This is a genomic window from Curtobacterium sp. MWU13-2055 (assembly GCF_023242305.1).
Lineage (GTDB): Bacteria > Actinomycetota > Actinomycetes > Actinomycetales > Microbacteriaceae > Curtobacterium.
In genome coordinates this window covers 116,957-135,599 of the sequence record NZ_JALLIO010000008.1, presented here as the reverse complement: position 1 = coordinate 135,599, position 18,643 = coordinate 116,957, and the positions used below count along the sequence as shown (strand labels likewise).

Here is an 18,643-nt window from a genome sequence, read left to right as displayed (position 1 = left end):
GTAATCGCGAGGTGCAGGCGCGCGTGGGGCGCGCGTACGTGCACTTCGGCCTCGAGCGTCCAGCGCTGTTCGCGCTGATGTTCCCCCCCCCCCCCCCCCCCCCCCCCCCCCCCTCCCCCCCCCCCCCCCCCCCCCCCCGAGGAACTTCACCCGGACGACTTGGACCTACGACGAGCTCAGACAGAGAGCATCGGCATTCTCGCCTCTGCGACCGCCACGATCGGCATCGGCGGAGACCAGCCCGACGGGGTACTGCCACTTATAGCGTTGGTGAGTTGGGCATTCGCCCACGGACTCGCCGTCCTCGTCCGCGACGGAGCACTGCAGAACCTCGCTGACCAGCTCGTCGACAACTTTGACCGCGCTGTCCGGTAGTCGATCGGCTATCGGACACCGAAATGGCCCCCGACAGCGAGCTGCTGTCCGGGGCCGTTTGCGTGCGACGCGATTGGTGTCAGTCGGTGCTGTGTCGCCGTGGTCGGCGTGCGAGTGCTGCTGCTTGGTCGTCGCGGGTGTATTCGAGTGCGTGGATCGCGTGTTCGACGCGGGACCTGGTTGCAGGGCGGACGTTGGTGGCGCCGTTGAGTACGCGGGACACGGTCTGGTGCGATACGTGTGCGGCGGCGGCGACGTCGTGGATGGTGGGCGGTTTGGTCACGTGCTGGCTCCTCATGGCTGCTGAGGTGCGGGCACCGTCGTGGACGACATGACGGTGCCCGCCGGGCCGGCGGAAAGGGGGACGCCGGCCCTTGTGCTCCGCCCGTTCACTCGGTGCCCCGGGTTGGGGCCGGGCGGAGGTGGGAGGGTTTCAGTGGCCGGAGCCGAGGTTGCCGGCGAGGCGGCCGTGGAAGGCCTGGCTGGCGTCGTTCATGCCACGGATCTCGACCCGCTTGCCGTGCTGGTGGTACTTCGTCTCGATCGAGTCGAGCACGGCGACGGTGGAGGCGTCCCACACGTGCGACTTGGTCATGTCGATGATCACGAGCTCGGGGTCATCGACGTAGTCGAACTGGGTGGTGAGGTCGTTTGAGGAGGCGAAGAACAGTTCCCCCTCGACCGTGTAGAGCGCGTGCTGCTCGCCGGTGCTGAGCGTCTCGATGCTGCGCGAGACGCTGGTGAAGTGGGAGACGCGGCGGGCGAAGACGATCATCGCTGCGATGATGCCGATGATGACGCCGATGGCGAGGTTGTCCGTGGCGACGACGATCACGACGGTGAGGACCATGACGATGGTCTCGCCGACGGGCATCCGCTTGAGGGTGGAGGGCTTGATGCTGTGCCAGTCGAAGGTGCCGACGGAGACCATCACCATGACGGCGACCAGGGCGGCCATCGGGATGATCGCGACGATGTCACCGAGCCCGACGACGAGGACCAGCAGGAACACGCCGGAGAGGAACGTGGAGATCCGGGTGCGAGCGCCGGAGGCCTTGACGTTGATCATCGTCTGGCCGATCATCGCGCAGCCGCCCATCCCGCCGAAGAGGCCGGAAGCGATGTTCGCAACGCCCTGCCCAAGCGCTTCACGGGTCTTCCGTGAGCCGGTGTCGGTGACCTCGTCGACGAGCTTCGCCGTCATCAGGGACTCCAGGAGCCCGACGAGCGCCATCGCGAGGGCATAGGGGGCGATGATCGTGAGCGTCTCGAGGTTCAGCGGGACGTTCGGGATGAACAGCGTCGGAAGGCTGTCGGGCAGCTTGCCCTCGTCGCCGACCGTCGGGATCGCAATCGACGCGAACACGGTCACCAGGGTCAGGACGACGATAGCGACCAGCGGTGCCGGGATCGCCTTGGTGAGGCGGGGCAGCAGGACGATGATCGCGATGCCGACGGCGGCGATCGGCCAGACGAGCCACGAGACGCCGATGATGTTCGGCAGCTGCGCGGTGAAGATCAGGATCGCGAGCGCGTTGACGAACCCGACCATCACGGACCGCGGCACGAACCGCATCAGCTTCGCAGCGCCCAGCCCGCCGAGGATCAGCTGGAAGATCCCGCCGAGGAGGACGGTCGCGATCAGGTAGTCGAGACCGTGCTCCTTGACCACGGGGGCGACGACGAGGGCGATGGCGCCGGTGGCGCCGGTGATCATGGCGGCTCGGCCGCCGACAAACGAGATGACGACGGCCATCACGAATGCCGAGAACAGGCCGACGCGCGGGTCGACGCCGGCGATGATCGAGAACGAGATCGCTTCGGGGATCAGGGCGAGGGCGACCACGAGGCCGGCGAGGACCTCGCGGAGCAGGATCTTCGGGTTCCGCAGTGCGGACAGGACGGTGGGACTGTGGTGCGCCTGGACGGGCACCGACTGCGTGACGGTCGTCACGGTTCTCCTTCAGTGAGGGGTGCGGGCGCTGCGCCCGCGAGAGCTGTCGAGGGGCGCGTCATCGCGCTCGGCCGGCGGCATCAGAGCGTCCAGCCAATCCCAAACCTTCCGTTGCGGCAAGGTCGGTATGGTTCGACTCTAACGCAACGGAAGGGTTGGTGTGCAAGTGGGGAACGAAACGAAGACCACTGCGTCGAGCGAGTACCTGATGCACATCGGCGAGGTCGCCGAGCGCACCGGGTTGAGTGTGAAGACGATCCGCGACTACGACGCCGCGGAGGTGCTGCATCCGTCCGGCCGGACCGATGGTGGGTTCCGGCTGTACTCCGAGGACGACGTCGCTCGGCTGCTGATGGTGCGGCGGATGAAGCCGCTTGGGTTCTCCCTTGGGGAGGCGGGCATCCTCGTCGACGCGGTGAAGGTGCTCGACGAAGCGCAGCCCGACGTCGACGTGACCGCGGTCCGGTCCCGAGTGGCCGCGTTCATCCGGGACGCCGAAATGCGGCGGGATCGCCTCGACGAGCAGCTGCACATGGTCGACGAGTTCCTCGACGAACTCCGCGCCCACTGAGCCCCACCGACCGCGTTTCGCCCTGCTGTTCAGCGGACTCGAGCCTGGTCGTGCGGGTCAGCTGCGGAGGGAAGGGTGTTGTGGGGCGCGGGCGAAGACGGAGATGACCGCGACGATGGCTGGGAGGATCGCGAAGACCAGCACCGGGGTGGTGTAGTTGCCGGCGACGTCGTGGCCGAGTGCGAGCAGCAGCGGCCCGAACGCGGTCGAGGCGAGGTTCGTGCCGGTCGCGACACCACGGATGACGCCGATGTTCGCGGTCCCGTAGTAGCGGACATACGCGGCGGCCTCGATGCCGCGAAGCGCTCCACCGGCGGCACCGAGCACGAGCCCGTAGAGGACCGCCGTCCATCCGGTGTGGACGATCGGCAGCAGCAGGAGCGCGCCGGTGAGGGTTGTCATCGCGATCGTGACGCCGAACTTCGGTGGGATCCGGTCTGACAGTGCGCCCGTGAGCAGGGTCGCGGCGATGCCGGTGACGGTCTGGGGCAGGAAGTTCGTGGCCGCTTCTGCCGGGGTGAGGCCCTGCTCGCCCAGGACGGCGACCTGATGGAACGCCAGCGCGGTGCTGAGCATCCCCGACACCGCGAGACCCGCGGCGATGGTCCAGAACATGCCGGTCGATGCCGCTTCCCGGAGCGTCCACACCGGCCCCTCACCGGCAGCTTCCGCGGACGTCCCGCTCTGGCCACTGGTGGCGGTGCGGCGGGGCAGGAGGAGCCCGATCGGGATCACGACGGCGGCGACGACGATCGCCTCGACCCGCCAGGCGACGTGGATGTCCGTGCCGGCGATCAGGGTCTCGACGAACACCGGCACGAGGGAGATTCCGCCCGAGCCGATTCCGGACGCGATGCCGAGCGCGAGGCCCCGTCGGTTGGTGATGCTGCGGGCGACGAGCGTCGTCGCGGCGAGTGAGAGTGCGCCCTGCCCGGCCATGCGGACACCGACGAACCCGGCGGTCAGGCCGACGATCCCGGCGACGAAGCTCAACGCGGCGAGGAACACCGCGAACGCGATCCCGATGAAGATCGTCATCCGCCGGACGCCCCACCGGTCCAGTGCTCGACCCGTCAGTGGCAGCACGCACGCGCCCAGGAGGGTGCCGATGAGGTAGCTCGTCGACACCTCGGTGCGGGAGATCCCCAGTTCACGAATCAGCGGGTCCGTGAAGACCGACAGGCCGGCCGTCTGCCCTGGCGCGCTCATCACCGAGAGGACACCGCCGGCAGCGATCACGGCGACCCACGGCAGCCAGCCACGCATTCGCGTCGAACTCGTGCCGGTAGGCGTCGGTGTCAGGTCCGCTGGTGGGGCGGCGTCGGTGGTGGGAAGGGTGATTTCGGACGTGTTCGGGGAAGACGTGATGCCACGCTCGCTTTCACTCAGGGACTCCCGAACCCTACCGTTGCGGAAGGTTTGAGGGTTCAGGTGCAGGAGCCGCGGACGTGGCGGCGCTACGCTCGCCACAGCCCAGCAGGACCATGAAGGAGCGGCGGATGACGGAACAAGCGGCACCGACGACGATGCACATCGGCGAGCTCGCGGACCGCACTGGATTGTCGAACCGCACGATCCGTCACTACGACGAGGTCGGTCTGCTGCACCCGTCCGGTCGGACCGAGGGCGGCTTTCGGCTCTACACCGACACCGACCTCGCCCGGCTGCTCATCATCCGACGCATGAAGCCACTCGGCTTCACCCTCGAACAGATGGCCGAACTCCTCGCCGTCGTCGACGCCCTCGAAGCCGCCGACAACGACGACGACGACGACGACCGTGCCCGACTCCGCGGGCAGCTCGACGAGTACATCCGCGACACCGAAGAACGCCGCGCCAAGCTCGAACAGCACCTCGGCATGGCCGACGAGTTCCTCGGCATCCTCCGCGACAGGTAGGCGTGAATCGTCCGGTGAATCACCGGCTATTGGGACGCCTCGATCGCGAGCTGCGCGACCTCGACGACGGCGTCGGAAGGCATGTCCGGGTAGTAGTCCTCGCGCAGCTGTTTGGTGAAGAGCTGCATGTCGGTTCCCGGCGGCTGGTGGGCTTGCTCGGCAGTGAGGATGTCGAGCCGGTACTGGTGTACGGCGATCACGGTGCCGGGCATCGGTCCTGCCGCCGGGTGTTCATCGAAGACGAACACGGCTGCTCCCACCGGTACGTCCTCGTTCCACCGCACGGTGGTCACCTTCTCGCCAGACATCACTGCCTCGTAGTGCTTGCGATGGAAGTGGATCGTGCTGGGTGCCGCGCTGACCATGCATCCGCTCTGCCGCAGCGGCAGGGGACGGCAATCGAGGCGCCGGCGATGTCGAGGGACCGGGATGGGGTCAAGTGCTTGTTTAGGGCATGCGTCCGGTGCGGAGCGCGTGCTCGACGTCCGGGCGGTCGTTTACCCGCGCTGCTGCTGCTGCCGCCTCGACGTCGTAGCGAACCTGGTGGAATGTGACTTCCCAGGAACCGGTCGTGTCTTCGACCACGGCGTACCGAGCGTCCGGTGTTCCGGCTTCAATGACGTGCGGGTAGGGCTGGTCATCGTCATAGGCGGGCCAGCCCACGCTTCCCGGGTTCACGATGAGTGTCCCGTTCGTCAGGCGCATCGACCGCTGCAGATGGGTGTGCCCACAGAGCAGGAGCTGCTCGTCAGGGAGGGTGCCCAGTCGGTGCGTGACTTCGTCCTCGGTCGCTGGGCGCACACCGCTTGGCGTGACCGTTTCCAGGAGGTAAGTCAGGTCATCATCCGGTGCTCCGTGGAACGCGAGCACGCCTGCTGCCGGCCGGGCGATGGCCGGCAGTGACGCCAACCATGCTCGCTGCTCATCGCCGATCTCGTCGGCGGCGAGTCCATCGGAGAGCCCCATCTGGTCGCGAGGGGACTCGAGGAGCTGCCGTTCATGGTTGCCGCGTACGGTCGCCGCGGGGGTGTGCATGAGTAGCTCGGCGGTCTCCGCGGGGCAGACACCGCCCGACAGCAGGTCGCCCAGGTTCACGAGGTGGTCAATCCCCGATTGGCGGATCTCGTCCAGGACCGCTCGCAGAGCGAAGACGTTGCCATGGACATCCGAGATCGCAGCGATACGCACCAGCCGACGCTAACAGCGTCGACCGTGACACCCCACCGTTCCGAGGAACGATCGATCAGCGGGCGGCGGGTCAGGCCAACGCCCAGAAAAAGTGATTGCCCCGGCGCGCCGACGCATTTCTGCGCCTCGTCCGGGGCTTACAGATGACAGGCTAGCACGCAAACACACAAGCGACCACAGTCGTTGTGACACCAGGAGGACTCGTGCAGCCCGTCGACCCAGCGACATTGACGTCGCTCCCGCAGACCATCGGCACCGACCGATTCGCCCCGTACTTGGTCGCACGCAGCGGGAACCCCGACGAGGGCATCCGCCTGTACACGTGGAACGTTGAGGCATCAGCGGCGCTGCTCGGCGCCTACGCAGCGCTCGAGGTTGGTTTGCGGAACGCCATCCACGATCAGCTCCGAGCGACGTTCAACCGTGACGACTGGTGGGAGGCCGCGCCCATCACGTACGCCGATCTGCAGGAGGTTCGCTCCGCGGAGGGGTACCTCGACCAGCGCAAGGGGCCCGGGTCCTGGAGCGCCGGACATGTCGTCGCCGAGTTGAAAACCTCGTTCTGGGAGGGCCTTCTCGTCAACCGGTACCACGCTTCGCTCTGGGAGACTGGCCTCAAGCAAGCGTTCCCGCACTACGCCGGACGACGCTCGGATCTCCGAGCCAGGATGGAACGCCTGCGCTTCCTCCGGAACCGGGCTGCGCACCACGAACCGATTTTCGCGCGCGATCTCAGCATTGACCATCAGTACATGTGCGAGCTCGCGGGCTACGTCTCCCTCGATCTCGCGACGTGGATTGCGTCCCACTCCCGTCTTCCGTCGGTGATCGTCAGCCGCAGCCAAACGATCCTCGGCGCCAGGCCGTCCCGGTTCTGACGGTTCCGCAGCGCCCCGCGCTGCGGATCAGACGGGCCCAGTGCAAGCGACGACGCATCGACTGAAGGAGGAGACCATGACCACCCCTGAGCAGGAGATCGCGGCCGAGTTGGAACGTCTCGAGGAGGACTCAGTGCACAGTGCGGCGAACCAGTTCGCCCTCGGGCAGCAGTACCGGATGATCGAGCTCGTCGCCGGCGTCCCCGCCACGGTCCTCGCCGCCATCGCCGGGGTCACCGCCCTGGCGAGCACGACGGGTCGAGTGACAGCAGGCATCGTCGCGCTCGTCGCTGCCGGCCTCGGGGCATTGGTGACCTTCCTCGGCGCCGCCGACAGATCCGCCCGAGCATCAGCTGCCGGCAACGAGTACCTCGCGATCCAGAAAGAGGTACGCCGTGCCCGGCTGATCGACGCGCAGCTGGTCGATGCCGCAACTCTCCGGGAGCTGCTCCGAACGCTCACCGACCGAGCACACGCGCAAAACCTCGCGGCGCAACCACCCAACGTCCTCGCACGCCACTTCGGCCGCCGCAGCGTTGAACGCGGCGACCGCGAGCACATCGTTGACATCCGAGGAGCTGGCGATGCCCAGGACCGTTGATGCTGCACTCCAGCAGTACCTGACACTCCTCACGCCGACCCCCACCGAACGGCAGGTCGCCGCGATCCACCGAGCGAGCATCGAGACCAGGTTGCGCTCCGAGCTCAGCGTCGCGGAGGTCCGGGAGACCGGTTCGTTCAGTCACGGAACCGGCCTGCGCGGTCGAAGTGATGTCGACCTGATCGTTGCCCTCAACTATTCACGACCCATGAACCCGTCCACCGCGCTGCACTGGGTCCGGGACGCCCTGGTCGACCGTTTCCCGCGAACCACGATTCGGACCAGCTCCCCAACGGTCGTTGTCTCGTTCGCTGGCGGCGACGAGGTCTTCGAAGTAGCGCCAGGCTTCCTGTCCAGCACCGAACCGGTGTCGCGGTACTGGATCCCGCGGCCTCCCACCGGTTGGATGGAAACCGCTCCCGCAGCACATCTCCGATACGTCACCGAAGTGAACAAGAACCCGCAGGACGGGGCGAAGGCCCTGACTCGTCTGTTGAAGGCGTGGAAGGCCGCTCGGCGAGTGCCGGTGAGCTCGTTCTACTTGGAGATGGCGGCCGCGGAGCACATGGTCGGCGAATCATACTTCGATCCACTATCGGACCTGCAGGCGGTCCTTCAGAAGCTCAACTCCAGCCAGTTCCGGGCGCTGACGGATCCGACCGGTCAGACAGGGCTTATCCATGCGACTTCATCACTGGGAGGTTACTCCGCTGCGATGAGCGCAGTCCAGGACGCGGAACACAACGCACGCCAGGCCTTCATCGCTCGAGCGCGAGGCCAGGAACTCACCGCATTCGGCTTGCTCCACAAGATATTCGACCGAAGCTTCCCCGACTACGCGTGACGACCACCTCGACCGTCCCGTTAGCCGATCGTCTACCGGTCACGTGACTACCAGGTCGACGCAGCTCATCGAGGAACCGGCTACAGGTACTGCTGCTGGTCTATTGCCGCAGCGAACGCCTGTGCGTTGAGGCGCGTGTTCCAGATGCGCCGGTGCTTGTCGGTGGGTCGAATCTCACGGCTGCGGTGGTACGCCTTCGCCGAGTACCAGGAGGCCGTCTCGACCTTCGCCAGGTTCAAGTCCAGGGCTTCGTCGAGGGCCGGCCTTAGGTCGCTGTCCTGGGAGGCGAGCAGCACTACGTCGACGTCAGGTTCGCGGGCTTCACGCACCATCGCAAGGGCACAGAGCACGTCAATGCCCTTCTCCCGCTTGCCAGTAGTGATTTCCTTCCCCGTGGCGTCAGTCGCCTTCCGGCCGTCCGCGTCTCGCTGGTAGTCGTACGTCAGCGGCCGCATCTTCACCTTGACGCGTGGGTCCTTCTCCCACTCGGTCTGCTGAGCCATGTTCCGCGCGTAGGCGTCGGGGTCATGAACTGCGCTGGGGAGGCCTCGGTATGCGAAGACCTGAGTGAGCACCGCCTTCGACTCTCCGTCGCGCTGGTTGGCGTTGCGCGCATGGATGATCTGGTTCGCGAAGTGCAGCGGGTGGATCAGACACTCGTGAGGCGCCTTGGAGGGTTCGAACACGGCTCGGCCCACGAGGTGGACGTTTTGGTAGTCGATGATGACCGTCGTTCGCAGCATGGTTGGAAGCCCCCGGATATGAAAAAGCCCCACCAGTCCCGGAGGACGGTGGGGAGTTAGGTGTGCAGCTTACAGCCCGAATCAGGCTGCCGTCTAGTCGGCGGCGGATCCGGGGTGCCTCGCCCTGAACCCGCCGCCGCAAACGTCCTCTAGGTGTAGTTCCTCGGGAGGTTGTGAACGGGTGAGGTGAGAAGAAGACCTCCGGGACGATGTGAGTTACCACACACCACGTCGCACCGGAGGTCTTCGTGACTCACGCTAATGCCCCATTCACCCCGACTGGCAGGGAACGTCTTGCCCGGCTGATCGTCGAGGATGGTTGGCCGATCCGTCGCGCGGCGGAGCGGTTCCAGTGCTCACCCGCGACCGCAGCGAAATGGGCTCGCCGGTATCGGGCTGGCTTGTCGATGCGGGACCGGTCATCGCGTCCCTTCAGCAGTCCGAGCCGGCTGCCGTCGCGGACCGAGCGGCGGATCATCGCGCTGCGTCTGACACGGCGGTGGGGGCCGCACCGGATCGCGTTCCATCTGCATCTGGCCCGGTCAACAGTCGGGCGGGTTCTTGCCCGGTTCCGGATGCCGTTGCTGCGCAACATCGACCAAGCGACCGGGCTGCCGGTGCGGCGACCGAGGCCGATCCGGTACGAGAAGTCACGGCCGGGTGAGCTCGTCCACGTCGACATCAAGAAGCAGGGCCGCATCCCGGACGGTGACGGGTGGCGTGTTCATGGCCGCGGGTCTGCTCAGGACCGCGCCGCTGGCGTCATCCGTGACCGTGCCGCGCGCCGAGGGGCTCGTGGTTCTCATGGGTTCCGGTTCCTGCACCACGCCGTCGATGACTACTCCCGACTGGCGTATTCAGAGATCCACGAAGACGAGCTCGGCGTCACCGCGGCCGGGTTCTGGGATCGAGCGAACGCGTTCTTCGCCGCTGCCGGCATCCGCATCGAGGCGGTCATGACGGACAACGGCGCCTACTACCGGTCCCGCGACTTCGCCGCGGCGCTCGGTCACATCAAGCACCGCTTCACCAAGCCCTACCGACCGCAGACCAACGGGAAAGTCGAGCGGTTCAACCGGACCCTCGCCGCCGAGTGGGCCTACGCCCGCGCCTACGACAGTGACGCAGCCAGGACCGCGACCCACGCGACCTGGCTGCATCACTACAATCACCACCGACCACACACCGGCCTCGGCGGCCAAACCCCATCAGACCGCGTCCACAACCTCACGGGGAACTACAGCTAGCCAGCGACGACCTGCCGTCCCCGACGGGCGTGAGCCTGCAGCCGATCGTGTCACCCCTTGACGCAGGCGCATCGTGGCGGGTGCTGTCGTGGCGCGAGGAAGCCGAGCGCCTGCGCCTGACATCGGTGGAGTTCACAGTTCACTCCACCGGGAATGGTCCGGTACTCGAGGTCCGCGGGACCGCTGTGGAAGAACTGCGTTGCACTGACGACGACAGCTTCTCCTCCGCCTCCGCACCGCTGACCGGTCTTGGCGCATGCTTGGCAGGGATGCTCGAGCTTGTCCCGGTCCGCGAACCGCCCGGGACCGCCGGAACAGGACGAACCTCGCAGAGAGAGACCCCCGGTCACGTGCCGGAGTCACGGGTCGATCATGGCGAGCGGCTCATCTGCCCGACCCGCTCCGCATTGGGACAGCGGGCCGCGGAGGGTGAGACCGGAAGTGCTCGAATCGGTCGTTGGAGCGTTCGCGGGCACTGGCGGCGACAGTGGTACCAGTCGCGTCAGACACATGAGCGCATCTGGATCGCTGAACATGACTCCGGATCCGTGGACGCGTCCGTTGCTCAGCTGCGCAAAGTCTTCATCATGGCGCCCCGCCGTTCTGCCAGCGCTCAGTAGTGGCTACGACCGATTCGCGGTGCCGTCAACGCGAAAGGCTCGCTCCTGCCGATCCTGAAAGGCAGCCGCTCCAGTAGGCTCGCTCACCCGGAAGAAGCAGCCCTTCGCCTAGCAGACCAGCCTGTCCACGCCGCCCGCTACCAGTCGTGGACAGTGCCGTCGGCCAGGCGGTGGAACGGCAGGTAGGCCTGTTCGTACGGGTACTTCCCCGCCTCGTCGACGTCGAGCGACACACCGAGGCCCGGTTCGTCGCCCGGGTGCAGGTACCCGTTCGTGAAGGTGAAGGTCTGCCGGAACACCTGGTTCGTCTTCGGGCCGTGCTGCATGTACTCCTGGATGCCGAAGTTGTGGATCGCCAGCCCGAGGTGCATCTGCGCCGCGAGTCCCACCGGGGAGATGTCGGTCGGTCCGTGGAACCCGGACTTGATCTGGTATAGCGCGGCGTAGTCCACCGTCTTCTTCAGCGGGGAGATGCCGCCCATGTGCGTGACGGCACCGCGCACGTAGTCGATGAGCTGGTCGCGGATGATGTCCTTGAAGTCCCAGATCGTGTTGAAGACCTCGCCGATCGCCAGCGGCGTCGTGGTGTGCTGGCGGACCAGCTTCAGGGCCTCCTGGTTCTCCGCGGGGGTGCAGTCCTCGAGCCAGAACAGGTCGTACGGTTCCAGCGACTTGCCGAGCTTGGCGGCCTGCAGCGGCGTCATCCGGTGGTGCCCGTCGTGCAGCAGCGGCAGTTCCGGACCGAACTCGTTCCGGACCGCTTCGAACACGGTCGGCACGTGCCGCAGGTAGGCGCGGGTGTCCCAGTCCTCCATGGCGGGGAACGCTCCGCGCTGGGCGGGTTCGAAGTCGTAGCGGACACCCTCGTTGCCCGACGTCGTCTTGTTCGACGCGATGCCGTAGATGTTCTCGAGGCCGGGGACACCGGTCTGCACGCGGATCGAGCGGTACCCCTCTTCCTGGTGCTCGCGGATCGAGTCGAACAGCTCGGGCAGTTCCTTGCCGGAGGCGTGCCCGTACGCCATCAGCCCGGTGCGCGAGGCGCCACCGAGCAGCTGGTACAGCGGCATCCCGGCGACCTTGGCCTTGATGTCCCAGAGCGCCATGTCGACCGCGGCGATCGCGGCCATGGTGACGGGGCCGCGGCGCCAGTAGGACGAGCGGTAGAGGAACTGCCAGGCGTCCTCGATGCGGCTGGCGTCGCGGCCGACGAGCAGCGAAACGACGTGCTCGGACAGGTACGCGGACACGGCGAGCTCGCGGCCGTTCAGCGTCGCGTCGCCGAGGCCGGTGACACCGTCGGCGGTGGTGATCTTCAGCGTCACGAAGTTGCGGTTCGGGCTCGTGACGATGACCTCCGCCCGGTCGATGAGCTGTCCGCGGTCGGCCGAGGCCCAGGTGTCCGGGCGGCCGGCGGTCAGGTCGGTCGCCGAGGTGTTGGCGTCGATCATGGGGGCTCCTTGCGCGTCTGCAGATCGATTCGGATCGGCAGGAACAAATGGTGGTGTCGCCTGATGAGGCACGAGGGATCGCGGCAGCGTTCGCGCGGTCTGCAGTCGAGTCCTGGTCAGCCGAAGACAGGTGCCCGCGTCGCGAGGGCTACAGAGGTATTCAGCGAGTGATCCGGCGGCAGGGTCAGCAGCAGCTCGACGCCGCTGAGTGGATCTCCGAACGGGGCGACAGGCGCAGCGGTCGGGTACGTCCGGATGACGTGTTCGATCATCGCGTTGCGGATGACCTCATTTCGCAGCAGCACGGTGCCGGCCCAGCTGATCTGAGGGTGGTCGTTGGCTCCGCTGCGTTCGAGGGCTGCAACTGCGGCGACACCGAGTTCGTATCCGGCGTCGAGCAGGATGCGACGAGCGGTGGTGTCGCCGGCGTCGGAGCAGGCAGCCACAGTCGCCGCGAAGGAGGCGACGACGGGCACGCGCGCTGGATCCGCCTGCAGCGTCATGTAGAGAGCAGCCGGATCCCCGAAGCGTTCCGTCAGGGCGCTCAGGAGCATGCTGGAGCTTGCTCGCCCGTCGAAAGCTCGCATCGCTGCGTCAAGGCCTTGACGGCCGATCCAGTACGCGCTTCCGGCGTCACCGATGAGGTTGCCCCACCCGTCGACGCGGGCGACGCGTTCACCGACGCCGAGCGTGACAACGCCAGTTCCTGCAGCGGTGACGGAGCCGAGCGCATAGCGGTTAGCGCTGAGGTACCCCGTGACGGAGTCATGTGCGAGGACCGCCCGGTGCACGCCGAGTAGCGCTACCGCGTCGAGCAGCACACGGGCGTCCATCTCGGCGTCTGTGAGTCCGGAGACGCCTGCAGCGACTGCCGCGATGTGAATCTGCTGCCCGGCAGCTACCTCGAGGAGACGGTCAGCGAGTTGCGGCACGACTGGCCGGTCTGTGCGGATGGGTGCCGTGTCGAAGGACTGCTGTAGCGCGTCGGGAGATGTCAGCCGGATGCGGGTGCCGGTTTGGCCGCCGTCGATGGCTGCGACGTATGCGGGGGGCATTTCGGCGGCCATCATGCGCTCTGGAGTAGCTGCTGGAGCCATTCGGTCTGACGAACCTGCTGGCGGAAGCCACCGCCGGAGTGTTCACCGAATGGGTACTCGACCAGTTCTCGGGCTCCGGCGTATCGGTTAAATGCGCCGTACACGGTGGAGGGTGGGCAGACGGGGTCCATCAGCCCGACGGAGAACAGTGCCGGCGCGGTGGCACGCCGGGCGAAGTTGACCCCGTCGAAGTAGCGCAGCGTGTCGAATACCTGGTCGCAGTGCTCCGGGTACACGCGCAGGAAGCGGACGATCTCGCCGTAGGGATCGGTCGGGCTGATTGCTGTGCCTCGGGGGAAGTCGCAGAGGAAGGGTACGTCTGTCAGGACCGCAGCCAGGTCGGGGATGAGGCCGGCGACTGCGAGGGCGATACCGCCGCCTTGGCTTGCTCCGCGAACGGCGACGCGTGTTGTGTCGACGAAGGGTACTTCTCGGACGGCGTCGACGGCTCGGACCGCGTCGGTGAACACTCGGCGGTAGTAGTAGTCGTCACGGTTAAGGATCCCGCGGGTCATCGAGCCGGGGACGGTGGAGCCGGTGCCGTCGGGGTCGACGGTGTCGCCGCCGCTGCCCCAGGCGCCGCCTTGGCCACGAGTGTCCATGAAGAGGTGCGCGAAGCCTGCGTCAGCCCAGTGGGCATGTTCGCCTGCCAGGCCGCGGCCGCCGCCGTAGCCGTTGTACTCGACGACTGCGGGAAGTGCGTCGTGCGGGTTGTTCGGTGCGGTGAGCCATGCCTTGATCGGTGCACCGTTGGCGCCGTTGAAGGTGACGTCCCAGACGGAGTAGGTGCGCCAGAACCCTTCGACGGGAGTCATGGTGAACTCGAGGGGCGTGTTGCGGACGGACTGGAGTGTCTGTGCCCAGAAGTCGTCGAAGTCAGCCGGATCGGTGACTTCGGACTGGTAGTCGCGGAGCTTCTCCACAGGGATGTCGGTCAGCGCCATGTGGCACCTCCAGCTGAAACGGCGAGGAAGTCCTCGACAGGCGGGGCCGCGGTCGTTCCGCGGGCGAGAAACGTGGGTTCTGGCGCCGTGGTGTCGGCGGTGCACTTTCCGCGGAGACTGCCGAGCAGTGCTTCGCCGGCAAGCGCGCCCAGCTCGACCACGTCGTGGCTCATGGCCGATACAGCTGGGTCGGCCAGTCGACACAGCATGGAGTCATCCCATGCCAGGAGCGACACCTGCTCAGGGACTCTGATACCCAGGTCATCGGCAGCTTCGTTGGCGGCGATCGCCATTACGTCGTTGTCGTACACGATCGCTGTCGGTCGCTGTGGATCGGCTAGCAGCGTTCGGGTCGCTGCGAGTCCTCCAGCTGGCGTGTAGTCCGCTTCGACCTGCCGGCCGGAGACGTCCAGCGTTGCGACTTCTGCTTCGAATGCGCGCATGCGTCGCTGCGTGTGCAGGAACTGACTCGGTCCCGTGACGTGAGCGATGCGTCGGTGTCCGAGTTCGACGAGCCTGCGGACGGCCTGCCGCATCGCGGAGGTGTTATCGGTGCGGACGACGCTGAAGGGTGCTACGTCGTCGAGCTCGCCGATGATCACGGCGGGTAGGCCCAGCTCGCGCAGCAGGGCGGGTCGCTTGTCCTCTGGTTGCAGGTTCGCGACGACGACACCATCGACGAAGGACGTCGCCGCCCAGCGCTGATAGGTAGTGAGCTCTTCGACGTCGTCGCTGACGATCTGCATCAGCACTCGGTACCCGGCCGGGAGGAGAACGTCCTCGAGCCCAGCGACGATCTCCCGGTAGAACGGCTCGAGCGGTACCTTTGCCCCGGGCGGTCGATGAACGATGAACCCGACGACGTTCACCGGGCCAGTTCCTTCTGCGCGACGGACGCGACCTCGTTCGCGGTGGAGATCACCCATGGTGCGAGGAAGGCGTCGGACTGCCCGGTGACGTCGGAGGTGACGCGGAACGTGGTCTGCTCGCCGGGCAGGAGGGTCACAAGTCCCGTATCGACGACCGCATCGGGGTCGACACGGTCAGCCTGCACGAAGAGGTCACGGACGTATCCGGTTGCGTTCACGGTGACACGGTAGCCGCCGTCGACCGCTTCGACATCAGCGGTGTACGCGTCGATGTCGGGTCGCTGGTCGCGCAGTTCGACCGGGTCGTGGATTGCACGCCGGAAGCCACTGTTCTGGTCGACCTCCGCGACGAGGATCTCGGTGGCCGGGTCGGCGAACGCGGTCACGGTGTCAGGGATGAGGATCGTTGCGGTACCGCGCGCAGGGATGTCGGTGCTGAGGTGCGCTTCGGCGAGGACGGTGCCATCGACGTTTCGGCGGGTGACGTGCAGCGCCAGGCCAGTGACGACTTCGTCGGTGTCGTTGAGCAGCACCGTTGCGAGCGAGTCGTTCTCCGGAGCGATGCCCATGAAGGCTTCGTCGATGGCTCGCTGCGACGGCCGCGGCTGGATGGTGAGCAGGCGCGGAGCGTAGGCGTCGCGCATGGCGTACCAGAGCGGCTTGCGGTGACCGTCGAAGTCGACTGCGGCCCAGGAGACGACCGGCCAGTTGTCGTTGAGCTGCCAGAGGATGACACCGGTGTTCAGCGGGGCGAGGGAGCGGAAGTGCTCGACGCCGAAGCGGATCGCCATCGCCTGGTTGAGCTGTGTGCCCCAGTGCCACGCGTCGATGGTGTCGAACTCGGGGAAGTGGGCAGCGGCGCCGCGGGCGAGCTTGTGGTTGCCGAGTTGAGCCTTCTGGTGCACGAGCATCTGCTTGCCGTACGGGTTCATCGGTTCGTCGTGGACGACGCGGGTGAGGGTGGACCAGGCCGGAGGGCCCTGGAACCCGAACTCGCTGACGAAGCGGGGCTGGTAGTCGCCGTAGACGCGCCAGTCGCGCTGATTCCAGACGTCCCAGATGTGCATGGTGCCGTGGTGCTCGTCGTTGGGGTGGAGGTAGTCGCCGTACGAGTAGGGGCTGCTGGGCGAGTAGTAGCTGGTGGGGTCGAGTTCGGCGACGAGTCGCGGCAGCAGGTCCCGGTAGTACCCGTCTCCCCAGGTGCGTCCGTCGAGGCGCGGCAGCCAGCCCCAGACGACGGAGCCCCAGATGTTCTCGTTGCTGCCGTTCCAGATGATCAGCGACGGCCGGGACGACAGCCGTGTGATGTGCTCGCGTGCTTCGGCTTCCACTTCTCGGGCGAGGTGCTCTTCTTCGGAGTACGCCGCGCACGCGAAGAGGAAGTCCTGCCACACCAGGACGCCCAGTTCGTCGGCAAGGTCGTAGAAGTCGTCGGATTCGTACATGCCGCCGCCCCAGACGCGGACGAGGTTGACGTTGCCGTCGAGCATGTCGGCGAAGCGTCGTTCGAGGCGGGGTCGGTCGACTTCGGTGAAGAAGGCGTGGTCGGGGATCCAGTTGACGCCGCGAACCTGCACGTCACGACCGTTGACGGTGAGGAGGAACGGGCGGCCGGCGGTGTCCGGTGCGGTGTCGACGACGACGGTCCGGAAGCCGACCCGAGCCGTCCAGATCTCGCCTGGAACCGTGATGGTGACGTCGTAGCGGTGCTGATCGCCGTACCCGACGGGCCACCACAGCTGCGCGTCTGGGACGCGGAGGGTGGTGGTGTTGGTGGTTGCTCCGGCGGGGACGGTCGTCCAGACCGTTTGGCCGGCGATGGTGACGGCAAGGTCGATGTCCTCAGACGTTCCGCCGTCACGTTCGATCACGGTGTGAGCGGTGAGGATGCCATCACCACCGTCCAGGGTGGCGAGGGGGCGGACGGAGGCGATGCGGACACCGCTCCAAGATTCGATGGCGATGGGACGCCAAATGCCGCTGGTGGCGGCGTCGATGCCCCAGTCCCAGCCGAAGTTAGATGCGCTCTTGCGGAGCTGGTTGTACTCGTGGTGGTTGGTGCGCGGCAGCGCTCCATTGATCTCGGCCCGGCGCAGCGTCTCAGGGACGGGGGCGGCGAAGGTGATCGTGAGGTCGTTGCTGCCATCGCGCAGCGCGTGGCGGAGGTCGATGCGATAGGTGCGGTGCTGGTTTTCGGTTCGGGCGATGACGGTGCCGTTGAGGGTGATCTCGGCGACGGTGTCGAGGCCTTCGGCGACGAGGTCGTGGCGGGTCTGACCGTTCGGGTGCCACTCGAAGCTGGTGCGGTAGCGCCAGACCGTGTCTCCGATCCACTGCTGTGCTGCCTCGTTGTCGCCGTCGAACGGATCGTCGATGAGGCCGGCGGCGACGAGGTCGGTGTGCACGACCCCCGGCACCGTTGCCCTGATGGGTGCGGTCGGGAAGTTGGCAGGTGTCGGGCCGGTTACCGCTTCGACGGTCCAGTTCTGATCCAGCGGCTGGCGGGTGATGGTGGGCTCAGACATTGCGGTCGCTCTTCCCGGCTGCCATGGCGGCCGATCGGTTGGTGGGTAGCTGCGCGAGGCGCAGCTCGGGGTTGGGTGCGGCTGCAGCGAGGCGCTTGGTGTACTCGTGCTGTGGGTTGAGGATGACGTCGTCCGCGGGGCCACGTTCGACGATTTCGCCCTTGTACATGACGAGGATCTCGTCACTGAAGTGGCGTGCTGTGGCGAGGTCGTGCGTGATGTAGAGCAGACCGAGGTTCTCCTGCCGCTGCAGGTCGGCGAGGAGGTTCAAAACGCCGAGCCGGATGGATACATCGAGCATCGAGACGGGCTCGTCGGCGATGAGCACCGTCGGTTCCGGCGCGAGCGCGCGGGCGATCGCGACGCGCTGCCGCTGGCCGCCGGAGAGCTCGTGTGGATGCTTCGCGGCGACCTCACGTGCGGGGGTGAGGCGGACACGCTCGAGGAGTTCGTGAATCTTCTGCTCGACGTCGGCTCGGGTGGAGGCTCGTCCGTGCAGCTGCAGCGGTCGGGCTAGGTGGTGTCCGATGCTGTGGTAAGGGTTCAGGGACGCGAATGGGTCCTGGAAGACCATCTGCACGTTGTGGCGGTAGTCGCGCAGGCCCGCGCCGCGTCGGCGGACGGGTTCCCCGTCGAGCAGGATCGCTCCTTCGTCGGGGTGCTCGAGCTGCGTGATGAGCTTTGCGATGGTCGACTTGCCGCTGCCGGACTGACCGACCAGGGCGGTGGTCTTACCGGACTCGAGGGTGAAGCTGACGTGGTTGACGGCGGTGAGCTTGTCGGCGCGGCCTCGCACGTTGTACCGCTTGACGACGTCCCGGAATTCGAGGGTGGTCAT

18 protein-coding genes and 1 pseudogene are annotated in these 18,643 nt (G+C 66.8%); 7 read left to right on the top strand and 12 right to left on the bottom strand.

Annotated elements, in window-relative coordinates; all coding sequences use genetic code 11:
- Positions 1 to 147: 147 nt before the first annotated feature.
- Positions 148 to 375: pseudogene (locus M4960_RS15700) on the top strand (hypothetical protein); the annotation flags it as partial.
- Between the two features lie 79 nt (positions 376 to 454).
- Here the strand turns inward: M4960_RS15700 and M4960_RS15695 are convergent.
- Positions 455 to 673, bottom strand: coding sequence for a LacI family DNA-binding transcriptional regulator (locus tag M4960_RS15695; RefSeq protein ID WP_248704739.1), 219 nt, complete (start codon positions 671 to 673; stop codon positions 455 to 457).
- A gap of 135 nt (positions 674 to 808) precedes the next feature.
- Positions 809 to 2,329 (bottom strand): SulP family inorganic anion transporter, encoded by a 1,521-nt coding sequence (locus M4960_RS15690; protein ID WP_248704738.1) that lies wholly within the window; start codon positions 2,327 to 2,329, stop codon positions 809 to 811.
- A 166-nt stretch (positions 2,330 to 2,495) separates the two neighbouring features.
- On the opposite strand from M4960_RS15690, the gene M4960_RS15685 reads away from it, so the two are divergent.
- Complete coding sequence (locus tag M4960_RS15685; RefSeq protein ID WP_308222019.1) at positions 2,496 to 2,900, top strand: MerR family transcriptional regulator; 405 nt, start codon at positions 2,496 to 2,498, stop codon at positions 2,898 to 2,900.
- Between the two features lie 57 nt (positions 2,901 to 2,957).
- Here M4960_RS15685 and M4960_RS15680 read toward each other — a convergent pair whose 3' ends face one another.
- Positions 2,958 to 4,166, bottom strand: a complete 1,209-nt coding sequence (locus tag M4960_RS15680; protein ID WP_248704737.1) for an MFS transporter — start codon at positions 4,164 to 4,166, stop codon at positions 2,958 to 2,960.
- 233 nt (positions 4,167 to 4,399) lie between these two features.
- Here M4960_RS15680 and M4960_RS15675 point away from each other — a divergent pair, with 233 nt between their 5' ends.
- A complete protein-coding gene (locus M4960_RS15675) occupies positions 4,400 to 4,798 on the top strand; it encodes a MerR family transcriptional regulator (protein ID WP_248704736.1) in 399 nt (132 codons plus the stop codon).
- Positions 4,799 to 4,824: 26 nt separating this feature from the next.
- Here the strand turns inward: M4960_RS15675 and M4960_RS15670 are convergent, their stop codons facing one another.
- Positions 4,825 to 5,163, bottom strand: coding sequence for an ASCH domain-containing protein (locus M4960_RS15670; protein ID WP_248704735.1), 339 nt, complete (start codon positions 5,161 to 5,163; stop codon positions 4,825 to 4,827).
- A gap of 82 nt (positions 5,164 to 5,245) precedes the next feature.
- Positions 5,246 to 5,986, bottom strand: a complete 741-nt coding sequence (locus M4960_RS15665) for a metallophosphoesterase (RefSeq protein WP_248704734.1) — start codon at positions 5,984 to 5,986, stop codon at positions 5,246 to 5,248.
- A 203-nt stretch (positions 5,987 to 6,189) separates the two neighbouring features.
- Between M4960_RS15665 and M4960_RS15660 the strand changes: the two genes are divergently transcribed.
- The 3 genes from M4960_RS15660 to M4960_RS15650 all read left to right on the top strand — a co-directional run bounded on the left by M4960_RS15660 (position 6,190) and on the right by M4960_RS15650 (position 8,309).
- Entirely contained in the window at positions 6,190 to 6,864 is a 675-nt protein-coding gene (locus M4960_RS15660) for a hypothetical protein (protein ID WP_248704733.1), read from the top strand.
- Positions 6,865 to 6,940: 76 nt separating this feature from the next.
- On the top strand, positions 6,941 to 7,465 hold the full coding sequence (locus tag M4960_RS15655) for an SLATT domain-containing protein (RefSeq protein ID WP_248704732.1): 525 nt from the start codon (positions 6,941 to 6,943) through the stop codon (positions 7,463 to 7,465).
- A complete protein-coding gene (locus M4960_RS15650; RefSeq protein ID WP_248704731.1) occupies positions 7,449 to 8,309 on the top strand; it encodes a nucleotidyltransferase domain-containing protein in 861 nt (286 codons plus the stop codon). Before M4960_RS15655 ends, M4960_RS15650 begins: the two co-directional genes overlap by 17 nt.
- 80 nt (positions 8,310 to 8,389) lie before the next feature.
- On the opposite strand, the gene M4960_RS15645 is transcribed toward M4960_RS15650, so the two are convergent.
- Positions 8,390 to 9,052 carry an NYN domain-containing protein gene (locus M4960_RS15645; protein WP_248704730.1) on the bottom strand — a complete coding sequence of 221 codons (663 nt, stop codon included), beginning with the start codon at positions 9,050 to 9,052 and terminating at the stop codon, positions 8,390 to 8,392.
- Between the two features lie 248 nt (positions 9,053 to 9,300).
- On the opposite strand from M4960_RS15645, the gene M4960_RS15640 reads away from it, so the two are divergent.
- Positions 9,301 to 10,299 (top strand): IS481 family transposase, encoded by a 999-nt coding sequence (locus M4960_RS15640; protein WP_248704729.1) that lies wholly within the window; start codon positions 9,301 to 9,303, stop codon positions 10,297 to 10,299.
- 757 nt (positions 10,300 to 11,056) lie between these two features.
- Here M4960_RS15640 and manD read toward each other — a convergent pair.
- The 6 genes from manD to M4960_RS15610 all read right to left on the bottom strand — a co-directional run bounded on the left by manD (position 11,057) and on the right by M4960_RS15610 (position 18,643).
- Complete coding sequence (gene manD, locus M4960_RS15635) at positions 11,057 to 12,370, bottom strand: D-mannonate dehydratase ManD (RefSeq protein ID WP_248704728.1); 1,314 nt, start codon at positions 12,368 to 12,370, stop codon at positions 11,057 to 11,059.
- Between the two features lie 116 nt (positions 12,371 to 12,486).
- Complete coding sequence (locus M4960_RS15630) at positions 12,487 to 13,440, bottom strand: N-acetylglucosamine kinase (RefSeq protein WP_248704727.1); 954 nt, start codon at positions 13,438 to 13,440, stop codon at positions 12,487 to 12,489.
- On the bottom strand, positions 13,437 to 14,411 hold the full coding sequence (locus M4960_RS15625) for an acetylxylan esterase (RefSeq protein WP_248704726.1): 975 nt from the start codon (positions 14,409 to 14,411) through the stop codon (positions 13,437 to 13,439). Before M4960_RS15625 ends, M4960_RS15630 begins: the two co-directional genes overlap by 4 nt.
- Complete coding sequence (locus M4960_RS15620; RefSeq protein WP_248704725.1) at positions 14,402 to 15,280, bottom strand: LacI family DNA-binding transcriptional regulator; 879 nt, start codon at positions 15,278 to 15,280, stop codon at positions 14,402 to 14,404. Before M4960_RS15620 ends, M4960_RS15625 begins: the two co-directional genes overlap by 10 nt.
- Positions 15,277 to 17,805 (bottom strand): glycoside hydrolase family 2 protein, encoded by a 2,529-nt coding sequence (locus M4960_RS15615; protein ID WP_248704724.1) that lies wholly within the window; start codon positions 17,803 to 17,805, stop codon positions 15,277 to 15,279. Before M4960_RS15615 ends, M4960_RS15620 begins: the two co-directional genes overlap by 4 nt.
- The gene (locus M4960_RS15610) at positions 17,798 to 18,643 is read right to left on the bottom strand and encodes an ABC transporter ATP-binding protein (RefSeq protein WP_248704723.1); all 846 of its coding nucleotides are present in this window, start codon (positions 18,641 to 18,643) and stop codon (positions 17,798 to 17,800) included. The genes M4960_RS15615 and M4960_RS15610 overlap by 8 nt, the downstream gene beginning before the upstream one ends.

What these genes read in the sequence shown, in the direction of transcription:
- manD (WP_248704728.1), bottom strand. Translation starts at nt 12,370, where the DNA reads ATGATCGACGCCAACACCTCGGCGACCGACCTGACCGCCGGCCGCCCG.
- M4960_RS15670 (WP_248704735.1), bottom strand. Translation starts at nt 5,163, where the DNA reads ATGGTCAGCGCGGCACCCAGCACGATCCACTTCCATCGCAAGCACTAC.
- M4960_RS15695 (WP_248704739.1), bottom strand. Translation starts at nt 673, where the DNA reads ATGAGGAGCCAGCACGTGACCAAACCGCCCACCATCCACGACGTCGCC.
- M4960_RS15650 (WP_248704731.1), top strand. Translation starts at nt 7,449, where the DNA reads ATGCCCAGGACCGTTGATGCTGCACTCCAGCAGTACCTGACACTCCTC.
- M4960_RS15625 (WP_248704726.1), bottom strand. Translation starts at nt 14,411, where the DNA reads ATGGCGCTGACCGACATCCCTGTGGAGAAGCTCCGCGACTACCAGTCC.
- M4960_RS15615 (WP_248704724.1), bottom strand. Translation starts at nt 17,805, where the DNA reads ATGTCTGAGCCCACCATCACCCGCCAGCCGCTGGATCAGAACTGGACC.
- M4960_RS15630 (WP_248704727.1), bottom strand. Translation starts at nt 13,440, where the DNA reads ATGATGGCCGCCGAAATGCCCCCCGCATACGTCGCAGCCATCGACGGC.
- M4960_RS15675 (WP_248704736.1), top strand. Translation starts at nt 4,400, where the DNA reads ATGACGGAACAAGCGGCACCGACGACGATGCACATCGGCGAGCTCGCG.
- M4960_RS15610 (WP_248704723.1), bottom strand. Translation starts at nt 18,643, where the DNA reads ATGACCACCCTCGAATTCCGGGACGTCGTCAAGCGGTACAACGTGCGA.
- M4960_RS15645 (WP_248704730.1), bottom strand. Translation starts at nt 9,052, where the DNA reads ATGCTGCGAACGACGGTCATCATCGACTACCAAAACGTCCACCTCGTG.
- M4960_RS15680 (WP_248704737.1), bottom strand. Translation starts at nt 4,166, where the DNA reads ATGCGTGGCTGGCTGCCGTGGGTCGCCGTGATCGCTGCCGGCGGTGTC.
- M4960_RS15655 (WP_248704732.1), top strand. Translation starts at nt 6,941, where the DNA reads ATGACCACCCCTGAGCAGGAGATCGCGGCCGAGTTGGAACGTCTCGAG.